Annotated in this window: 21 protein-coding genes; 19 read left to right on the forward strand and 2 right to left on the reverse strand. The window is 37.2% G+C overall.

All coding sequences use genetic code 11. The features are described from left to right. Positions 1 to 276: 276 nt before the first annotated feature. Positions 277 to 1,338: an LCP family protein gene (locus H131_RS21175; RefSeq protein WP_010861180.1), complete on the reverse strand. Its 1,062-nt coding sequence runs from the start codon at positions 1,336 to 1,338 to the stop codon at positions 277 to 279. Between the two features lie 338 nt (positions 1,339 to 1,676). Further along, on the reverse strand, positions 1,677 to 2,312 hold the full coding sequence (locus H131_RS21180) for a YigZ family protein (RefSeq protein WP_010861181.1): 636 nt from the start codon (positions 2,310 to 2,312) through the stop codon (positions 1,677 to 1,679). A 158-nt stretch (positions 2,313 to 2,470) separates the two neighbouring features. Here H131_RS21180 and H131_RS21185 point away from each other — a divergent pair, with 158 nt between their 5' ends. The 19 genes from H131_RS21185 to pseB all read left to right on the forward strand — a co-directional run bounded on the left by H131_RS21185 (position 2,471) and on the right by pseB (position 19,964). Beyond that, complete coding sequence (locus H131_RS21185) at positions 2,471 to 3,619, forward strand: sensor histidine kinase (RefSeq protein ID WP_010861182.1); 1,149 nt, start codon at positions 2,471 to 2,473, stop codon at positions 3,617 to 3,619. 36 nt (positions 3,620 to 3,655) lie between these two features. Next, entirely contained in the window at positions 3,656 to 4,330 is a 675-nt protein-coding gene (locus H131_RS21190; RefSeq protein WP_010861183.1) for a response regulator transcription factor, read from the forward strand. A gap of 331 nt (positions 4,331 to 4,661) precedes the next feature. Continuing rightward, positions 4,662 to 5,207 (forward strand): DUF3225 domain-containing protein, encoded by a 546-nt coding sequence (locus H131_RS21195; protein WP_010861184.1) that lies wholly within the window; start codon positions 4,662 to 4,664, stop codon positions 5,205 to 5,207. Positions 5,208 to 5,438: 231 nt separating this feature from the next. After that, entirely contained in the window at positions 5,439 to 6,281 is an 843-nt protein-coding gene (locus H131_RS21200) for a DegV family protein (RefSeq protein WP_010861185.1), read from the forward strand. A gap of 258 nt (positions 6,282 to 6,539) precedes the next feature. Continuing rightward, positions 6,540 to 7,907 (forward strand): ATP-dependent helicase ComFA, encoded by a 1,368-nt coding sequence (locus H131_RS21205; protein ID WP_010861187.1) that lies wholly within the window; start codon positions 6,540 to 6,542, stop codon positions 7,905 to 7,907. Beyond that, positions 7,904 to 8,494, forward strand: a complete 591-nt coding sequence (locus H131_RS21210; RefSeq protein ID WP_010861188.1) for a ComF family protein — start codon at positions 7,904 to 7,906, stop codon at positions 8,492 to 8,494. The genes H131_RS21205 and H131_RS21210 overlap by 4 nt, the downstream gene beginning before the upstream one ends. Positions 8,495 to 8,744: 250 nt before the next feature. Further along, on the forward strand, positions 8,745 to 9,158 hold the full coding sequence (locus H131_RS21215; protein ID WP_010861189.1) for a TIGR03826 family flagellar region protein: 414 nt from the start codon (positions 8,745 to 8,747) through the stop codon (positions 9,156 to 9,158). Positions 9,159 to 9,572: 414 nt separating this feature from the next. After that, positions 9,573 to 9,833, forward strand: a complete 261-nt coding sequence (flgM, locus tag H131_RS21220) for a flagellar biosynthesis anti-sigma factor FlgM (RefSeq protein WP_010861190.1) — start codon at positions 9,573 to 9,575, stop codon at positions 9,831 to 9,833. 27 nt (positions 9,834 to 9,860) lie between these two features. Then, a complete protein-coding gene (locus H131_RS21225; protein WP_010861191.1) occupies positions 9,861 to 10,361 on the forward strand; it encodes a flagellar protein FlgN in 501 nt (166 codons plus the stop codon). A gap of 64 nt (positions 10,362 to 10,425) precedes the next feature. Next, entirely contained in the window at positions 10,426 to 11,973 is a 1,548-nt protein-coding gene (gene flgK / locus H131_RS21230; RefSeq protein WP_010861192.1) for a flagellar hook-associated protein FlgK, read from the forward strand. 46 nt (positions 11,974 to 12,019) lie between these two features. Then, complete coding sequence (gene flgL / locus H131_RS21235; RefSeq protein ID WP_010861193.1) at positions 12,020 to 12,937, forward strand: flagellar hook-associated protein FlgL; 918 nt, start codon at positions 12,020 to 12,022, stop codon at positions 12,935 to 12,937. 58 nt (positions 12,938 to 12,995) lie between these two features. Next, positions 12,996 to 13,559 carry a DUF6470 family protein gene (locus tag H131_RS21240; RefSeq protein WP_010861194.1) on the forward strand — a complete coding sequence of 188 codons (564 nt, stop codon included), beginning with the start codon at positions 12,996 to 12,998 and terminating at the stop codon, positions 13,557 to 13,559. A 17-nt stretch (positions 13,560 to 13,576) separates the two neighbouring features. Then, positions 13,577 to 14,020 (forward strand): flagellar assembly protein FliW, encoded by a 444-nt coding sequence (gene fliW / locus H131_RS21245; RefSeq protein WP_010861195.1) that lies wholly within the window; start codon positions 13,577 to 13,579, stop codon positions 14,018 to 14,020. Beyond that, a complete protein-coding gene (gene csrA / locus H131_RS21250) occupies positions 14,020 to 14,238 on the forward strand; it encodes a carbon storage regulator CsrA (RefSeq protein WP_010861196.1) in 219 nt (72 codons plus the stop codon). The genes fliW and csrA overlap by 1 nt, the downstream gene beginning before the upstream one ends. Positions 14,239 to 14,612: 374 nt before the next feature. Continuing rightward, the gene (gene hag / locus H131_RS21255; protein WP_010861197.1) at positions 14,613 to 15,527 is read left to right on the forward strand and encodes a flagellin Hag; all 915 of its coding nucleotides are present in this window, start codon (positions 14,613 to 14,615) and stop codon (positions 15,525 to 15,527) included. 160 nt (positions 15,528 to 15,687) lie between these two features. Beyond that, positions 15,688 to 17,409 carry a motility associated factor glycosyltransferase family protein gene (locus tag H131_RS21260; protein WP_010861198.1) on the forward strand — a complete coding sequence of 574 codons (1,722 nt, stop codon included), beginning with the start codon at positions 15,688 to 15,690 and terminating at the stop codon, positions 17,407 to 17,409. Continuing rightward, positions 17,402 to 17,752 (forward strand): hypothetical protein, encoded by a 351-nt coding sequence (locus H131_RS21265; protein ID WP_010861199.1) that lies wholly within the window; start codon positions 17,402 to 17,404, stop codon positions 17,750 to 17,752. The genes H131_RS21260 and H131_RS21265 overlap by 8 nt, the downstream gene beginning before the upstream one ends. Continuing rightward, positions 17,749 to 18,990, forward strand: a complete 1,242-nt coding sequence (locus tag H131_RS21270) for a motility associated factor glycosyltransferase family protein (RefSeq protein ID WP_010861200.1) — start codon at positions 17,749 to 17,751, stop codon at positions 18,988 to 18,990. The genes H131_RS21265 and H131_RS21270 overlap by 4 nt, the downstream gene beginning before the upstream one ends. A 2-nt stretch (positions 18,991 to 18,992) precedes the next feature. After that, entirely contained in the window at positions 18,993 to 19,964 is a 972-nt protein-coding gene (gene pseB / locus H131_RS21275) for a UDP-N-acetylglucosamine 4,6-dehydratase (inverting) (protein WP_010861201.1), read from the forward strand. The last annotated feature ends 7 nt before the right edge of the window (positions 19,965 to 19,971 follow it).

Raw genomic sequence — 19,971 nt, forward strand, 5'->3', positions numbered from 1 at the left:
AAGAGTACCGCTCGGGTAGGTAAGAGTACCGCTCGGGTAGCCAGGAGTATCGCTCGGGTAGGTATGAGTACCGCTCCGGGACAAGGAAGGAACGCTCGGGTGACCAAGAGTATCGCTCAGGTGAGCCAAGAACTACCACTCGTGAGCCAGAAACGAACAAACAAGTAGCGAGCAGAGACCATAGATCATAGACCATAGAAAAAGAAGAATTATTTCAATCAAGACATAAAAAAGCCTTTCCACTATCAAGATTGATGTTGGAAAGGCTTTTGATGTTTACTGTGCTGATTCGTTTGTTGCGGCGTTGTCTTCGCCAGCTGCGTTATCTTTACCAGTGTTACCACTAGTTAGGCTGGATGAAGATTTGTTATAGTTAAGATGGCTTTTGAGTGTATTCGTTACTTCATCAACTGATTCTTGATTTAATTGATAGTAGTAAACGCCTGTAGACATATCATCCGTACCATCTAGCGTTAAAGAGTCTATACGTGGCATGCCTTGTGTTAAATAGGACAGGAAAGATTTCATTTCACTAAATGTCATATCGGTCTTCATATTATCACCGATGGCTTTAATGACATCATCATATTTTGAAATGGCACCAACTGACCCCACTTGTTTAATAATAGCTGTTAAAATTTCCTGTTGACGTTTACCTCGTTCGATATCGCTATCTTGCTTACGTGTACGAGCAAGTGCGAGTGCTTCACTACCGTTTAAATGTTGTAAGCCAGGCTGAAGGTTGATTGTATTACGATCGAATTCATCCTTTTCATGTAAAGCATATGGTACTTCAGCTTCGATGCCACCTAATGCATCAACGACATCAATAAAGGCATTGAAATTCATACGTACATAGTAGTCAATTGGAATATCGAATAGACCTTCGACCGTTTCGATTGTTGATAATGTACCGCCTAATGCATGTGCATGTGTAATTTTATCTTTATAGCCTACGGAAGGAATATAAACATAAGAATCACGCGGGATACTAAGCATCTTAATTGTCTTTGTTTTATTGTTTAAAGTTGCTAAAATGAGCGCATCTGAACGCGAGTTTTCAGAACCTTGACCACGATTTTCACTATCATCAACACCGACAAATAAAATGGAAACATTATCATGCACCGGTTCTACTTTATCTTCACGTAGTGTAGAAATTTCTCGACCTTCCAGTACCTCGTGCGCTGAGTCTGCGGCATGTTCAGCCTGCTTCGTGATGTAGACACCATAAGCCGTGACGCAAATTAGTAAACTAGCAACGAGTAATAAGGACACTTTGATAATTAAGGAAGCTTTAGAAGACCCCTTTTTCTTTTTTACATTGTTTCTTTTCATAATTTATATATTCTCCTCTAATTTGGGAATAATGAAGCAATTAATCTTACTTGAGTACTAATTCAATACATGGACGAATGCAAAAATTATTTAATTCAGTAAAGCCTTCGGCGGATGCCGCGTTTATTGTTCACAAAAGCGAAGTGGCAGGTGGAAAATTTGATAAGAACTCATGTTAATAGAACTTCGCGTCTATGTGATAACTACTAACTGGGGTACAGCACGCAAGGTGGATTTAGCTCAAAGCTTGGGACTAATTGCGCTTATTGTGTAATTGATAAAATAGCTCAATATTAAAATTATACTATGGATAATCGGTGTTCGACAATTAAAACTATTTATTTCACAAGAAATTCGATAAAATTTGCATCCTCGCAAGTAATATTTGCTTGTCCGTTTGTTAACTCTGTTACCCAATTTCGGAACAAACCTTCTTGCTCTTTTAGCACAGATACAATGATTTCGACACCTTCCAGGTAGCGAATTTCTTCTAATCTATAGGAGGAACTACGAATCTCATTTTCTACTTTTCCAAGCCATGTGTAGTCGATTGCAATTTTCATCATATGATGTAGCTTGCGCTCGACAACTTGTGCAGCGTGTATGCCTTCTGTTGTTGCTTTTCCATATGCACGAATAAGACCGCCGCCACCTAGCTTTATGCCACCGAAGTAGCGTGTAACGACAACGACCGTATCCTTTAGACCTTGTTTTTTCAATACTTCTAACATTGGGACGCCGGCTGTGCCACTAGGTTCCCCGTCATCATTCGCCTTTTGAATATGATCATGTTCTCCAATTATATAGGCCGAACAATTATGTGTTGCATTATGGTGTAATTTTTTTATACTTTCAATAAAAGTAATTGCATCCTCTTCTGTCTCCGTACGTTCTATATAAGTGAGAAAGCGTGATTTAGAAATAATGATTTCGCTTTCGCCATAGCCTTTAACAGTTAAATAGTTTTCTCTCATATGTGTCATTCTCCTTTAAAATAGGGTTGTATTCTATAATTTTCATAAAGAAAAAGCATTAAATTTTATGATTGTGATGCTATAATAGGTGTAGACTTATGAAATTGGTCTTTCAAAATAGTATGTAATCATAAGGACATTAGACTGGGGAGTACACTATGTTTTCAAATGATACCTTCGATTTAGAGTCGCTTGATGACGTATTTAATCGAATGTTAGATACAATAATGAGCTCCAAAGATGATATCTTCATTATAAGCGAACAAAGCCGTAGAAGCTTCGAAGATATGCAAAAAGAGCTAGAAATTGTTCGAAAACAAATATCAATAGTCATCGATGAAGGCGATGCTTTAGAAAAAAGTACGCAGCTTGCTAAACAAAGACTTGTGTTAGTGAGTAAAGCATTCGATAATTATACCGAAGAACAAGTTAGAGATGCATATGAAACGGCACATGATTTTCAAGTGAAGCTATCAGTCATTAAAACTCAAGAAAAGCAGCTACGTGACAAAAGAGATGACTTAGAGAGAAGATTAAGAGGATTACTCGATACGATTGAACGTGCTGATCATATTGTCAATCAAGTGAATGTGGTTTTAAATTATTTAACATCGGATTTAAAAAATGTTGGATTAGCGCTTGAACAAGCAAAAATGAAGCAGGATTTTGGTATCCGTATAATCGCTGCGCAAGAAGAAGAGCGTAAACGATTATCAAGAGAAATTCATGATGGACCTGCTCAAATGTTGGCAAATGTATTAATGCGTACAGATTTAATTGAAAGAACGTATCGTGAAAAGGGCATTGAAAATGCTTTGGCAGAAATAGCCGATTTAAAGAAAACGGTGCGTAATGCATTATCTGAAGTGCGTCGTATTATTTACGATTTACGACCAATGGCGCTCGATGATTTGGGCATTATTCCGACATTAAAGAAGTATTTGTCGACAGTGACTGAATATAATCCTGGTGTTGAAATTCATTTCCAATCAAGAAGCACCGAACAACGTATTCCTTCAAACTATGAAGTATCCATTTTCCGATTAGTGCAAGAATGTGTAACCAATTCCATGAAGCACGGAAAATGTAAGGATATATGGGTCAAGCTTGAGTGGTTGAGCAATGCGGTAAATATCGTTGTCAAAGATGATGGCGTTGGATTTAATCCACAAGGTGTCAAAGACCATTCTTTTGGTATCTTAGGCATGAGAGAACGCATTGAAATATTAAATGGTACAATCTCAATTGATAGTGAGATAGATCGAGGCACAACGGTCCTATTTAAAATTCCGTTAGAAGTAGAGTGAAGCAATTTGTTGCAGAAATTTAGGGGGTAAAGATTTATGACGAAGATTATTATTGTAGACGATCACCAGCTATTCCGTGAAGGGGTAAAACGTATTTTAGATTTTGAAGATACCTTTGATGTAGTTGCTGAAGGTGACGATGGCACAGATGTAGTAAATTTATACGCTGAAAACCAACCAGATGTAGTATTAATGGATATTAATATGCCAGGTAGAAATGGTGTAGAAGCAACAGCAGATTTAATTGCAGAATTCCCAGATGCCAAAGTAATCATGCTATCTATTCATGATGATGAAACATACGTTACACATGCACTGAAATCAGGTGCACTTGGTTACATGTTAAAAGAGATGGATGCTGACGAAATCGTAGAAGCAATTAAAGTAGTAGCGAATGGTGGTTCTTACCTACATCCAAAAGTAACAAAAAATTTAGTAGCAGAATTCCGTCGTCTTTCTGAGCATGAAAACAAAGGTAACTTCCATCAAACAGAAATTCGCCGTCCATTCCATCTATTAACGAAACGCGAATGTGAAGTATTACAACTACTAACAGACGGTCAATCAAACCGTACAATTGGTGAGACATTGTTCATTTCTGAAAAAACAGTCAAAAACCACGTTTCAAGCATTTTACAAAAAATGAATGTAAATGACCGTACGCAAGCTGTTGTAACAGCTATTAAAAACGGTTGGGTTGAAGTACGATAACTGCATAACATTGGAATAAAAGCTGTTTTTAAAAGCTACTTGATATAAGAAGTAGTTTTTAAAGCAGTTTTTTATCGTGTTCAGCAAAAAAATATCAAGCATGATAACTAAAGAAGTGAACTTACACGATTCGTTTTTTAAATGAAATCCAAATGTACGTTGTTATGGAAATAAAGCCTCCAGACGTAATTAGACAGAGGCGTAATAGATTGTGCAACATTTTTTAGTTTATAACGTCATAAGAAAGATGTAACAACTAAAAGTTGAAAATGCGCAACAAAATTCCTACGAAAGCATTTATATGCTACAATATTGCGCGGGAGGTTTTAAGATGTTAAAGAAAAGTATTCTAGCAGTTTTAACCTTATTAGTGTTAACTGCCTGTGGTAATAAAGATGACGAGTTAAGTGTGGAAGAGCGCGACCAAGTCATTGAGGATGGTACAGTAGGCTTTGAAATGATGGGAGAAGACATAGAAAAGGCTGAAAATGTGCCAGCAGAAGATGAAAAAGCAATTATAGCGGCATTTGATGAATATATTGCAGCTCTAAATGCGGAAGAAATAAATCGTTATATGCAAACAATATCGAAGGACCCAAAAGGTTTTAATTATGATGAAGAGAAAACGTATGCAACTGACGTTTTCAACCAATTTGATATTAAGCGTGACGTGGCAAATGTAACGATCGCGAAATATGATGAAAAAGAAGCGCAAGTTTTCGCTAACATGACAATGCACTCTCTACAGCTTGAGACGAAAGTTGAACATGAAAGTGCTGGGCGTCAGGTAACAGTTTTCGCCAAAGAGGATGAAGATTGGAAGGTAACAAGCGTCTTTTATATTGGAGACGACACAAAGTCAAGCACGGGCAAATAGAACAAGGGGAATTTAATTCCCTTAAACATACATAGGTAATGAATGTGAAATTTCGGTTTTATTCGACAAAGTTTCTTGTAGAATAAAGCTAATCCTCTAGTAAATGTCACAAATTTTGAGTGGTGTGAAGTGTACAAGCCAAATCAAAGTCTGAACAAGATTAGAGGTAAAATTGATTTCACATTCATTTCTTTTTACTGTAAACTATGGAACATAGGAGAGTGGACATGGATGAGGACGGCAATCGTAACAGATAGTACTGCATATATTACGCCTGAGGAACGTGAACGCTTAAGTATTCGTATGATTCCGTTAAGTGTAAACATCGCAGGCGAATTATTTTCAGAAGAAATTGATATTACTGCATCTGAATTTTATGATAAAGTACGTGGTGCAAAGGAATTCCCAAAAACAACGCAGCCACCAGTAGGAGAGTTTGCGGCACTCTTCGAAGAACTGGCAAAAGATTATGACGAGGTAGTATCCATACATTTATCAAGTGGGATAAGTGGTACATATCAAGGAGCGGTCCAAGCAGGCGAAATGGTGGATAACATTGATGTGTACTCATTTGATAGCGAGATTTCGTGCGCTGTCCAAGGCTTTTATGTATTACGCGCAGCAGAAATGGCTGCAGAGGGCTTTTCAGCAAAGGAAATACTTGCGGCATTAGCGGACATGCAGCAGTATATTCGTGCTTACTTCATTGTAGATGACTTAGCGCACTTACAACGTGGAGGGCGTCTGTCTGCAGCAGCAGCCTTAATTGGTGGCTTATTACAAGTAAAGCCAGTCCTACATTTTGTGGACAAGGTAATTGTGCCATTTGAAAAAATTCGCACACGTAAAAAGGCATTGAAGCGTGCGGAAGAACTACTAGCTCAAGATGCTAGCAAGTACGAGGCAATGGATGCTGTTGTCATTCATGGCAATTGTCAAGCAGAAGCTGAAGAATGGATGGCGCAACTTGCGACAAGCTACCCAAACGTAAACTTTAAGTTAAGCTATTTCGGCCCAGTTATCGGCACTCACTTAGGTGAAGGTTCAATGGGTCTAGGCTGGACAAAAAAATAATTCTATGTGAAGACAGTCTCTACAGATTATTGTAGAGACTGTTTTTTATTTGGATGGATGGCGATCAACGCTGATAGGATAGTGAGAAACGCTGATAGCATGGCGAACAACGCTGATAGCATAGTGAGAAACGCTGATAAAATAGAGAAAATCGCCTGTAGCAAAGTAAGAATCGCCGCTAGCATAGTAAAAATCGATGATAACAACAGTGCAATCGCTGATAGAAGAATAATCACAAGGAGAAAGGAGCTAAACAATATGAAATACAAAGGATGGTTATTACCACCTGCATTACGGGATTTTCATGAGGGACGCATTTGGCTAAGAGAGCATACACCCATTGCAGAACACGATATGAAGCGGGCAATCGAACGAAATTACTTTAATATAATAGAAGGAATTCAAAAAACACCGCATCTAAAATGCATTCGATGCCATAACGACAACCCCCAGCAATTTACGATGTTTGACTGTTCAAAATGTCAGCAGCTATGTGTCTATTGTAGACATTGCCTTACTATGGGTAGAGTTAGCAGTTGTACACAATTGGTGATGTGGAGAGGGCCACAAGCCATAAGAGAAACAAGGCATTCATTAGCATGGACGGGGCAATTTACCAAACTTCAACAACAAGCAGCCGATGAAATGCTAGAAAGTGTTAAAGTAAAACGATCTCATCTCACAAATGCAGTGTGTGGAGCTGGCAAAACGGAGTTGCTTTTCCCATCTGTTCATTATGCATTGCAGAAAGGCTTGCGGGTATGTATCGCCACACCGCGAACAGATGTGGTATTAGAATTATTTCCACGCTTTCTCAAGGTTTTTCCACAAACGACGATTCATGCATTATATGGGGGCGCTCCACTGCAACAAGGTTACGCCCAACTTGTCATGGCGACTACCCATCAGCTATACCGTTTTGAGCAAGCTTTTGACGTCATGATTGTCGATGAAGCGGATGCATTTCCCTATATATTTGATGAAACATTAAAAAGAGCTGTGTACAAAGCAAAAACTGCCGAGGCGCCGATACTTTTTGTAACAGCAACCCCATCGCAAAAGTTACTGAATCAGCATCAAAACAGATGCTATTCCTTTATTCCGAAGCGCTATCACAATCATCCTTTGCCAATGCCTCGCTATAGTTCGTTATGGGGCTATGAAAAAAAGTTGAAAAAAGGCGTGATTCCGCTGAAGCTGAAAAAGTGGACAGAGGATAGACTTGCGCAAAAAGAGCCATTCCTTATTTTCTTGCCAAAAGTGGAGTTGTTGGATATTGCCATCCCACTTTTTCAAGTATTACATGCTCGTATTTTAGCAGTTCATGCAGCGGACCCTGAACGAAAAGAAAAGGTACTCAAGCTACGCAATGAAGAAATTCCTGGATTATTAACGACGACTATATTAGAAAGAGGAATTACTATAAAAAATGTTCAGGTTGCTGTTGTCGGGGCAGAATCTTCTATTTATACGTCAAGCGCACTGATTCAAATTGCAGGACGTGTTGGGCGAAATATAGCTTTTGCTGACGGCGATGTTGTATTTTTTCATCACGGCATTACAGTAGAAATGGATGAGGCACGAGCTAAGATACAATATAACAATAAGATAGGACTCTCACTATGAATAAAAAGGAAACACATTGCTTACTATGCGCTCAGCCTCTGCAATCAGCACCTTCATGGAAAACACTTTTAACTAAACAATTCCCACCGTGCATTTGTCAAAAATGCGCTTCACGATTTGAACGCAACACTACAACATCAGCATTGTATCAATATAATGACGCCATGAAAGACTATTTGCATCAATATAAATTCCTTCAAGACGTGGCGCTGGCCAAAGTATTTCGTCAGGATCTACAGGATCAATTCAAACATGAAAAATCGGCTATTATCCCAATCCCTATGCATCCTTTGAAACAAAAAGAACGCACTTTTTCTCATATAGAGGAGCTACTTAAGGCTGCAGGAATTCCATATATCCAGCTATTAGAAAAAACGACGACGGAAACACAAAGCTCGAAAAATAGAGAGGAACGATTACAAACGGCGTCACTTTTTCAGTTATTACCTAGCGTAACTATAGCGTATAAAGAATATGTCCTTTTTGACGATATTCAAACTACAGGAACTACATTACGACATGCCACAGAAATTCTACTACAAGCTGGTGCCAAAAATGTTCGTAGTTTCACGTTAATTAGTGGATGAAAATGACAAAGCATCATGTATAATAGATAGAGCAAATTGTATAGTATAATTAGCCAATTTATCCCGCAGTAACGGTCAGTAAGACGCCCACCTCAAGTTGAAAAATGAAAACGAGTTAACTAGGTAGGCGATCAACTGCCCCTTAAAAGCTGGATTGGTTCAACTAACAATCAGTGGGGGATGAAGGAAACCCCCACTGATTGAAGTTTCACTTTATATAATAATTATCATGCAAGAGGAGGAAGAGTAGATGGCAGAAGTACGCAATTGTCCAAAATGTAATGAGTTCTTTAATTATATTGGGGTAAGAGAAGTTTGTCACAAATGTGCTCAATCTGAAGAAGAATTATATCAAATTGTTTATCGCTTTTTACGTAAACGTGAAAATCGTGCAGCAACGGTTGAGCGCATTGTTGAAGCAACTGGAGCGGAAGAAGAACTATTATATAGATGGGTTCGCAAAGGTCGTTTACAACCAGCGATGTTCCCAAACTTAGGTTATCCATGTGATAACTGTGGTCATTTAACGACAACAGGAAAACTCTGTACAAAATGCCAGAACGAATTAAAGGCAGATCTTCGTACATTTGAAGCGGCGAAGGAATTCCGTGATGGTGTTGCACAACGTGATCATGTAACATATCATTCTGATCGCAAAAGATAAAGACGGAAGAGACAAACTTTAACTGTGTGAAGTAAAAGCTTTTCTCACTATAGTTGATAAAAATACAGTTTTAATAGCCCACTCTTCAACTAAAGACACCATTTTGCTGTTGCCAGTTGGGGTAGTAGACTGTATCAAAACTAAAAATAGTATGCTAGGAGTACTCCTAGGCATACTATTTTTGATTTAAGGTAAAAAATAGCACGACACCTGGAAGGAAACGTAAATAAGTTCCGTGGCTCATGCCATGCCCACCGAGAACTTAGCGGGTTTCTTACCCATAAAAAAGATGGTATTTATTATTTAAGGGATTTTTTAGATAGCACCTTCTCTTTTTTTATGTTTGAAACTTAACATTGTGTGAGAAAGTCCGAAATAATAGGAAGATAAGCTTTTTAGATAGGGGGGTCTGACATGAAAATTACATCTTATGGTGTGAATGCTGTAAACGCTTATAAAAATCAAGTGCGCAATGTAAAATCAGGTGACAACAAAGCATCTTTCGCCGATAAAATTGAAATTTCAAAAACCGCACAGGAAATGCAGGGTGTATCAACATATAGCGCTGAGCGTGCTGAGCGTGTGCAACAATTAAAAGCAGATATTGCTTCTGGTGATTACAAAGTAAATGCACGCCAAGTTGCAGAAGATATGCTGAAATATTATCGTTTCTAGGGAATAACAGAAAGGGTGTTTAGCAATATGTCTGTAGAAGCGATTTGTTCTACATTAACCAAGCTAGAAAGAATGCATAAAAGCTTACTTGAACTAGCCTTCAAAAAAACTGAAATCATTAAATCCGGCAATATCGAAGCACTGGACCAAATGCTCAAGGATGAGCAGGCACATGTAGCAGCCATCGATAAGCTCGAGCAACAGCGTCAAATACAGGTAACGGACTACCTTGAAGCAAAAGGATTTGCTTCTACTGACAAAATGACTGTCGCTGATGTCATCGAGGCTGCTGAACAACAAACTGAAAAAGACACACTGTCAGCAGTGCGCAATCGATTAATGCTAATCATAGAAGACTTACGTAAACAAAATGATTTAAATCAAAAACTAGTGTTTCAATCACTACAATTTGTCAATCTGACACTAGATACACTACGCCCGCGTCCCGAGCAAATGAACTACTCGGGCAGTGAGGTGCGCGGCACAAATACAGTTGCCAAAAAATCATATTTCGATTCTCAAGCATAGGTTTTTGCGCCTGAGTGAAACTAATTGCTTGATTTTTTGGACGTTACTATAGGGAGGAAAAAAGATGCGCTCAACATTTATGGGCTTAGAAACAAGTAGAAGTGGTTTATTTACACAGCAATCGGCTTTATATACAACAGGACACAATATTTCAAATGCCAATACACTTGGTTACTCACGTCAACGCGTAAACATGCAAGCAACACCAGGATTCCCAACAGCAGGTTTAAACACACCTTATTATCCCGGTCATATGGGAACAGGGGTCGAAGCGGGCTCGATACAACGTATTCGCGATGAATTTATCGACCGTCAATTCCGTCAAGAAACAAACAAGCTTGGCTACTGGGAATCTCGCTCAAACGCTATTTCTCAAATGGAAGATATAATGGATGAACCATCTCAATATGGTCTAAACGCAGCATTAGAACAATTTTGGAAGGGGCTTCAAGATGTAAGTACAAATCCAGAAAACGCTGCCTCTCGCAAGGTTGCGATTGAGCGTGCCAATCATCTAGCATCATCCTTTAATTACATCGATACACAGTTAAAAACAATCCAAGGAAACTTAGGAAATGAAATTAGTGTAGCGACAGATCGAATCAATTCGCTGCTGAAACAAATTGCTGCGATTAATAAGCAAGTACAAGAAGTCGAACCAAATGGTTATGTACCAAATGATTTATACGATGTTCGTGATACGTTAATTGATGAATTAAACAGTTACATACCAGTATCAGTAGAACGGGTTCCATCTGGTGGGAATGCAAGTGAAGTGGCTGAGGGAACTGTTACCATTTCATTTAAACCATATCCAGTAGGCACTGAGATTAAATTAGTCAATGGCAGAGATGCTGCTAGCATTGAAGTAAATAGTGGTGCAACACAAATTGACGGCAAAGATTTAGCTAATTTGTTTACGGACATTGTAGTAAATGGTTCAGGGACAACAGATTCAGGTTCAATTACATATGACGAGCTTGATCCAGGTAAAGGAAAAATGTTATCCCTTATCAATTCTTATGGATATCAAAGCGCAACTGGCCCTAAAGGTTACTATCCTGAAACGTTAGCAAGTATAGATAAACTTGCATCTGAATTTGCTACTGTATTTAATTCAATGCATAAACAAGGATTTGATTTAACAGGTGCTCAAAGTACATTAGACTTCTTTGACACATCCGATGGTACCCCAGCCATTACAGCGGGAAATATTAAAGTAAATGCTGATCTTTTAGCTGATTCTTCTAAATTGGCAGCATCGTCAAGACCGAATGAAGAAGGAAATGGTAAATGGGCACTTGAGCTTGCGAATATCCAATCAAAGGTACAAGGTAATTTAGATGGCGCAACATTTAACTCCTTCTATCAAGGAATCATAGGTAAGCTCGGTGTAGATGGTGAAGAAGCATATCGATTAAATATGACGTCTGAAACATTACTAGTAACAATTTCAAACAACCGCGCTTCAATGAGTTCAGTCTCTCTTGATGAAGAAATGACAAATATGATTACATTCCAACAAGCGTATAACGCAAACGCACGTATGATTACAGTTGTAGATGAGACTTTAGACAAAATTATAAATGGCATGGGCCGTGTAGGTTTATAACAATAGGATAATCAAGGTTTCATAAAAGAAAGGGGCTCTAACAAATATGCGTATAACACAATCCATGTTATCGAATAACATGCTTCTAAACTTAAATAATAGTTACGGAAAAATGTCTAAGTTACAGGATCAAATTAACTCAGGGTCAAAGATTACTCGTCCTTCAGATGACCCGGTTATAGCAGTTAAAGGAATGGGCTATCGCCGTGATCTAGGTAAAGTTGAACAGTATACACGTAATATGAATGAAGTGAATAACTGGTTAGATACAACCGATGAATCAATGAACCAAGTAGGGGAACAGATGAAACGAGTTCGTGAACTCGTTATTCAAGCAGCAAATGATACGAATACTCCGGATGAACGTGCGAAAATAAAAATGGAAATTGATCAAATTCATCGACAAATCCAAGATGTCGCTAACACAAAAATTGGAGATCGTTATATTTTTAGTGGAACGAAAACGGGTCAGCCACTTTTTGAAAATGGTTTAGTCAATACTGCCAATGTAAACACTGAAGATGTACGAATTGAGGTTTACGATGGCATTCAGTTGACAGTTAATACACCTGGCCTTCAGTTGTTTCAAGATCTTGATAGTATGATGGGGAAAATATCAGATCTATTAGACCCTAATCGCGTTAGTGGACCAGCAACTGGTGCAGAAATTGGTGATGCGCTTGGCGGAGTTGCTGATCAGAGCACCGGGGATGATATTACAGCCATGCATAACCGTATTCTTGAGATACAAGCAGATGTCGGTGCACGTCAAAATCGTGTGGAGTTAATGGAAAATCGTCTTTCTATTCGTGAGATAGGTGTAACAAAGCAATTATCTAATAACGAGGATGTTGATTATGCAAAGGCCATTACTGAAATGGTCACACATGAATCCATTCATCAGGCTGCACTATCAGTGGGGGCTAAAATTATCCAACAAACACTAGTTGATTTTATCCGCTAAATATTCAAAAGCGTTTGGACATTTGTTCAGACGCTTTTCTTGAAAGGGGGAGGTGTAAATGCGATTCCCACAAATTCAGATTCGTACCACAGATGCGCAAATGAATCTTGATATTGCAAAACCAAAGCAGTATATTAAACAACCGAGTGCAACACAGCATATTGAACAACCAGCAGCAATTCTTGAAATTAATACAACGCGCGGTGTGCTACGTATCGACTCTTCACAGGCAAGACGAGATTTGGGCTTAATAGGTCCGTTAGAATCTAGTGCAAATTATGCGCAACAAGGAAAACAGGAAGCGTTACAAGGAATGGCCCGTAGAGCGGGAGAAGGACGTCAAATGATGGAAAGCTCCGGTAAAGGTCAGGGGCGTGCTACTATCCAAAACATCGCTAAACAAAACCATGGTCCTCACCGCGTGCAATTTAATATTAAATTTGTCCCATCTGTTGGCTCGGTAAAAATCGATTACACACCAGGTACTACAGACGTTAATATACAACGTAGAGAGCCAATAATTGACACAAAGGTGAACAAACCAATTCATGAATACACACCTGGAAAAGTAACTGGTACAATTGTACAAAGACCATCTGTTCAAACGGACGTGATAGTATAAAGGAGCGCAACGACTATATGAAAATTGCAACAAAATTTTTAGGTGAGGTAGAAATAACGAACGAGGATGTTATAACATTCCCGGAAGGTATTCCAGGATTTCCAGATGTTACAAAGTTTGTGTTATTACCACTTGATCAGGATTTACCGCTCGCGCTATTACAAGCAACTGAAAGTGCTGAACTTGGTTTCATTGTGGCTTATCCATTTGTATTCAAACCTGATTATGCGTTTGATCTTTCAATGGAAGATAGTGAAGTGCTCGTTGCAGAACGAGAAGAAGACCTTGTTACATATGCCATCGTGACATTAAAAGAAAAGTTAAGTGAATCTACAATGAACTTACTTGCACCAGTTGTCATCAGCATGAAGAAAAAAGTAGGTAAGCAGATTGTGTTAAGTGACAGTAAGGCTTATCCGTTACGCTTTTCGCTAAGTGCTCTTGAAGGAAGTGTTAAATAATGCTCGTACTTTCAAGGAAAAAGAATGAATCTATAATGATAGGTGACCATATAGAGGTGAAAATTCTATCGGTTGATGGCGACCAAGTGAAGCTAGGCATCGTGGCTCCAAAGTCAGTGACGGTTCATCGTTCAGAAGTATTTGAGGCAATTCAACAGCAAAACAAAGAAGCGTTAAACGTAACGTCAAACTTCTTAGAACAATTAAAGAAAAAATAATGTTTTCTATAACACCTATTATCTCTTATGAGTGATAGGTGTTTTGTTGTTCTTAAGGATATTGATTTCCTTTTAAAGTATTTAGCAAAGATAAATCTTTTTTATAGGCGAATACAATGTAATGAAATGGCCAAATACATTAATTGATATGATTATTATCCAAGGGAATTTAGTTTTTTTATGGGAAATTTAATTCAGAGCATAATACGAGATTTTTTATGAAAATAAAAAATAATTTCGCTAAAAACTATTAAACATTTCAACTATGGTACGATATAGATAGTGTAAGGCAGTGGAAGTACATAATACGACCAAAGCCAACAGCATTCCACAAGGATGTGGAATGACAAAAAACATTCAAGGAGGAATTCCACATGAGAATTCAACATAACATTTCAGCTTTAAACACTCACCGTAACCTTGGCTTCAACAACGCACAATCTGCAAAAAACCTTGAGAAATTATCTTCAGGTTACAAAATCAACCGTGCTGGCGATGACGCTGCTGGTTTAGCAATCTCTGAAAAAATGCGCGGTCAAATCCGTGGTCTTGACATGGCAACTAAAAATGCTCAAGATTCAGTATCTTTAATCCAAACGGCTGAGGGTGCTCTTAACGAAACACACTCAATCCTACAACGTATGCGTGAATTAGCAGTTCAATCTGCGAACGATACAAACGTAACTTCTGACCGTGAAGCTTTACAATTAGAAATTAACTCTTTATCAGAAGAAATTTCTCGTATTGCGAACGACACTGAGTTTAACACTCAAAAATTATTAAACGGTTCATTCAATGGCGGTACTGCAATTACAAATCCTTCATCAGCAACAGCTTCTACTGGTAAGGTATTCCACATTGGTGCTAACTCTGGTCAGTCAATTAACTTAAGTGTTATGACAATGACAGCTACTGCACTTGGTGTAGCAGCCCTTGCAAATGGTACAGCAGTAACTTCTTTAGGTACTGCTGGTACTATCGGTGGAGGTATTAACATTTCTGCACAAACTGCAGCTGATAACTCTATTTCTGTAATTGACTCTGCATTAAAACGCGTTTCTGAAACTCGTGCATCCCTAGGTGCGGTTCAAAACCGTTTAGAGCACACAATTAACAACTTAGGTGCTACTTCAGAAAACTTAACAGCTGCTGAATCTCGTATCCGTGATACAGATATGGCGAAAGAGATGATGGGCTTCACGAAGAACAATATCTTAACACAAGCTGCACAATCTATGTTAGCGCAAGCTAACCAACAACCACAAGGCGTTCTACAATTATTAGGGTAATTATTAATAGTATCGAATAATTTAAGTAAAGAGAGTAGTCCTACAAGGTGAGAAATCAACTTGTAGGACTAGCTCTCTTTTTATATTTTAGGAATATAACAGTATACATTTTGCTTTAATTTTTTGATTTTTAGTCGATAATGATAGAGAGGTGAATGTAGTGCAAGAGTTTATCGTTGAACAAGTAAACAGTAGACAAGCTCAACCAGGGTTAAAAGTAAATGAGTTTTTCATACATAGTAAATATAATCCAATTATTGAAGCTGAAAGAATAGCTACTACTTATTATGAAAACCACCATACTCATATCATATTTGGTTATGGATTAGGTTATATTGTAGATGCACTTTTGCCAAAAGTGCACGATGGAAAGATTATTATTATTGATCCCCTTATTGAAAAAGGTATATTAAATATTAATAGCAGACATGAAAATGTAGAGCAAATTATTTATTGGGATAATAAGCAAGTCAATACATTGGCGTACATTGTCTCGAGCATTGCTAAAGGGTTAGATTTAAAGATTAAAATAATCTGTGCTCCAAACTACGATAAATTGTTTATGCAAGAGTACTACGAAATATTGAAGTATATTAGTGAATTTCAAAACAAAACAATAGTGAACCAAAATACTGTTATCTTTTTTTCCGAACAATGGCAAAACAACCTTGCGCAAAATTTATTGCCGATTGTTCAAGATGAAACCTTATCAGTACTACACAATAAATTGAATTTACCAATCGTTGTAGCATCTGGAGGACCATCATTGACGAAGCAACTAGGACTTTTAAAACAAATTCAGGAGTATGTCATCATTATTGCTGCTGGATCAACTATTAATTCATTGCTAGCAGCCCAAATAGAGCCTGATTTTGTCGTTTCGATTGATGGTGGAGAACCAAACTATAACCATTTTAAAGAGTTGAAATTAGAAAAAGCCCGATTAATTTATTCTGTTTTTAATCATCCTGGTATACGTAATGCTTTTGAAAAGAGGGCATTTGTTTTTGCTGAAACGAGTCAATTACCTATTAAAAAATATTTGTACGATAAATTTGATATAGATACCCCTTTAATTACAGGTGGTGGGACTGTAGCACATTTTTCTCTTAGTATTGCTCAATTATTGAATTCGGGTCCAATTGCTTTGATTGGGCAGGATTTAGCGTATACGAATAATTTAACGCATGCGTCTAATAATAAACATACTCAAAATATTGATAATTCAAATGCTAATGTAGTATGGGCTGATGGATATGATGGGGAGAAAGTATTATCATCGCGTGTATTTATGTCGATGAAGGTTACTTTTGAAGAGATGATGAGATTTAATAAACCTGCCGTACCACTATATAATTGTACTGAGGGAGGTATTAAACTGAAGGGATACGACCAAATACCATTTAAGGAATTCGTCGAACGTTATATTAATATGCAACAACTTAAAGACTTGAGTGAGATAGATGGTGAGAAATATTCTCGAAAGTCGGATGGAGAAATAATCGATATTTTAGAGGAAGAAATAAAAATACTAAACAAGTTAGACCGCATTCTAAGTGATGCACTCCATTTACTAGCTAACAATCACTCTAAAACATCTTTTAATCCAAAAACGTTGAAAAAGTTGGATAAAATAGATAAACAAATAGAAACATTAACGAAGGATGTTCAAATGCACTTTTTGGTAAATCCAATTGTAATTGAAGTTGGCAATTGTTTTTTAGAAAAGCCAAATGAAACACCAGAAGAAACGTACCAACGTATATATAACCAAACACATACATTATATACGAGATTATTAGAAGCAATAGGAAAATCAAAGCTAAACGTACGACAAACTATTGCGTTACTGGAAAACGGGGGGAAAAAAACAAATGAATGATTTAATTTTAGAGACAATAGAAAGTTATAATAATTATTTAACATTATTACCAGATGGTTGTCTAAATATTGCTGAGAAACTAAGAGAAGATCAAATAGCAAATGCACTAAATGATATCAAAGATTTTACTGAAGGTGTAATTTGGTTAGTAGATGCTGGAACACAATTGTCAAAAAATGAAGTAGAAGTTACTTTAAATATCAGTCAAATACATGACTTTTTAAATGAAATAAACGAAAGTTTACAAATGAATGATTATAATTTAGCTGCTGATTTATTTGAATATGAAATTGCGGAGTTTTTTAAAACGGCAACATTATTACAAAGTGCTTTAAAACAATGAACTTTGAAAAATTGAAAGCGAAGAACGGTGAAGATACGTTAAAAGTAAACGGATTACTCTTGTATAGTAAATATCAACCTATAATAGAGACTGACAAATTTATTCGAAAAGAAGTAAAACTAGATGCTGATGGCTATCTATTAGTAGGGCTTGGTTTAGGATACCATCTATCTGCTTTAGTAAAACTAATTGATAAACGAAAACGTATAACGGTGCTTTGTTTAGATAAAAAAGAAATTGATTTATATAAAAAATCGATAGTATTCGATTCGTTAGAAAATGCTGACAATATAAAAATAGTAACAGAGATTGCTAATTTAGAACTCACTATAAAGGATCAAGTAATCATTCCTCATGTTTGTTTGCAATTGATGAATAAAAATCATCCGCTTTTTAATTATTTAACAGATATAAAAATAAAGCAAATGTCATTTAAACGTTTTAGGAATTTAATGGAATATAACTTTGGCAATAATTGTAAATTAAATGACTTTAGATTATGTGAGTATCAATCTAAATTGAATATGTGCGAAAAACAACTAGCATGTATAGTAGCGAGTGGGCCTTCATTAGAAGAAACAAAGAAATGGCTACATAGGGTAAAGGAAGAAGTTTATATTTTATGCGTAGGATCTGCACTGAAAGTACTACTAAACGAAGGGATTAAACCTGATGCGGTAATCATTACAGATTCGCAAAAGGAAATTTCAATTCAACTTCAAGATGTTGCATTTGAAGGGCAGTTATTTTATTTAAGCACAGCAGACTACGATACGATTAAAGCATACCCATATGCTAGAATTATGCTATTGCAAAATGGCTATGAAGCGGCTGAATTATTAGCACCAAAAGTTAATTATCCTTTATTAGAGACAGGTGGTTCTGTAGCAACTACTGCATTTAGCCTTCTAAAGTATTTAGGGTTTGACAAGCTTGTTTTATTTGGTCAGGATTTAGGCTTTTCTACCGAACGTACTCACGCAAGCGGCTCAACTTCTGGTAGAAAAGTTAATCATTTAGAAGATACTATAGAGGTTATTTCTAATGAGGGCAAAAAAATTCGTACTTTACCAAATCTTTATAGTTATTTGAAGTGGTTTGAAATGAAAATAAAAGTTTCTAATATACATGTATATAATACAGCTGCTAAAGGTGCTAAAGTTAATGGGGCAACCGTTGTTAATGAGGTTGAATTTTTAAGTTTAATAAATAATAGTGATAGTAGATTGGGGTATTAACAATGGATATACTACAAAACAAGACAGTTTTAGTTACAGGTGGCACAGGCTCCTTCGGTAAAAAATTTATCCGAAAAGCATTAACACTTGGTGTGAAAAAAGTCATCGTCTTTAGTAGAGACGAGTTAAAACAATATGAAATGAAACAAGATTTCCAAGATGATCGTATCCGATTCTTCATTGGAGATGTTCGCGATAAAGATCGATTATATCGTGCGTTTGATGGTGTTGATATTGTGATTCATGCTGCGGCTATGAAGCATGTTGATGCATGTGAATATAATCCATTTGAGGCAGTGAAAACGAATATTCACGGCGCACAAAATATTATTGAAGCGGCGATTGATCGTGGTGTAGAAAAGGTAATAGCCCTATCTACAGATAAGGCATGTAGCCCAGTAAATTTATACGGTGCGACAAAATTAGCATCAGATAAATTGTTTGTAGCCGCTAATGCTTATGTAGGCGAAAAGAAAACACGTTTTGCAGTAGTGCGTTATGGCAATGTAGCAGGAAGCCGTGGCAGTGTAGTGCCGTTCTTTAAAAGAATTAAAGAAACTGGTACTGTGCCAATTACAGACGAGCGTATGACACGTTTCTGGATTACACTTGAGCAGGGTGTACAATTCGTTTTAGATAATTTAGAACGTATGTATGGTGGCGAAATTTTTGTGCCGAAAATTCCGAGTATGAAGGTAACTGATTTAGCGAAAGCCATTGCACCAGAATGTAATATTGAGATTATTGGCATTCGACCAGGAGAGAAGCTACATGAAGCGATGATAATGGAAGACGATGCTCGTCATACGATTGAGTTTGATGATTATTATGTTATCCAACCAGAGCTTTCTTGGTGGCCACAGGGGCAATTACAAGGTGGTACAACATTATCAGAAGGATTTGCTTATACAAGCGATAACAATACGGACTGGTTAACAGTTGAACAATTACAAGATTTAGCGGAGGAAATGTAGTCTTTGA

This window comes from Lysinibacillus sphaericus OT4b.31 (assembly GCF_000392615.1).
Classification (GTDB): Bacteria; Bacillota; Bacilli; order Bacillales_A; family Planococcaceae; genus Lysinibacillus; species Lysinibacillus sphaericus_B.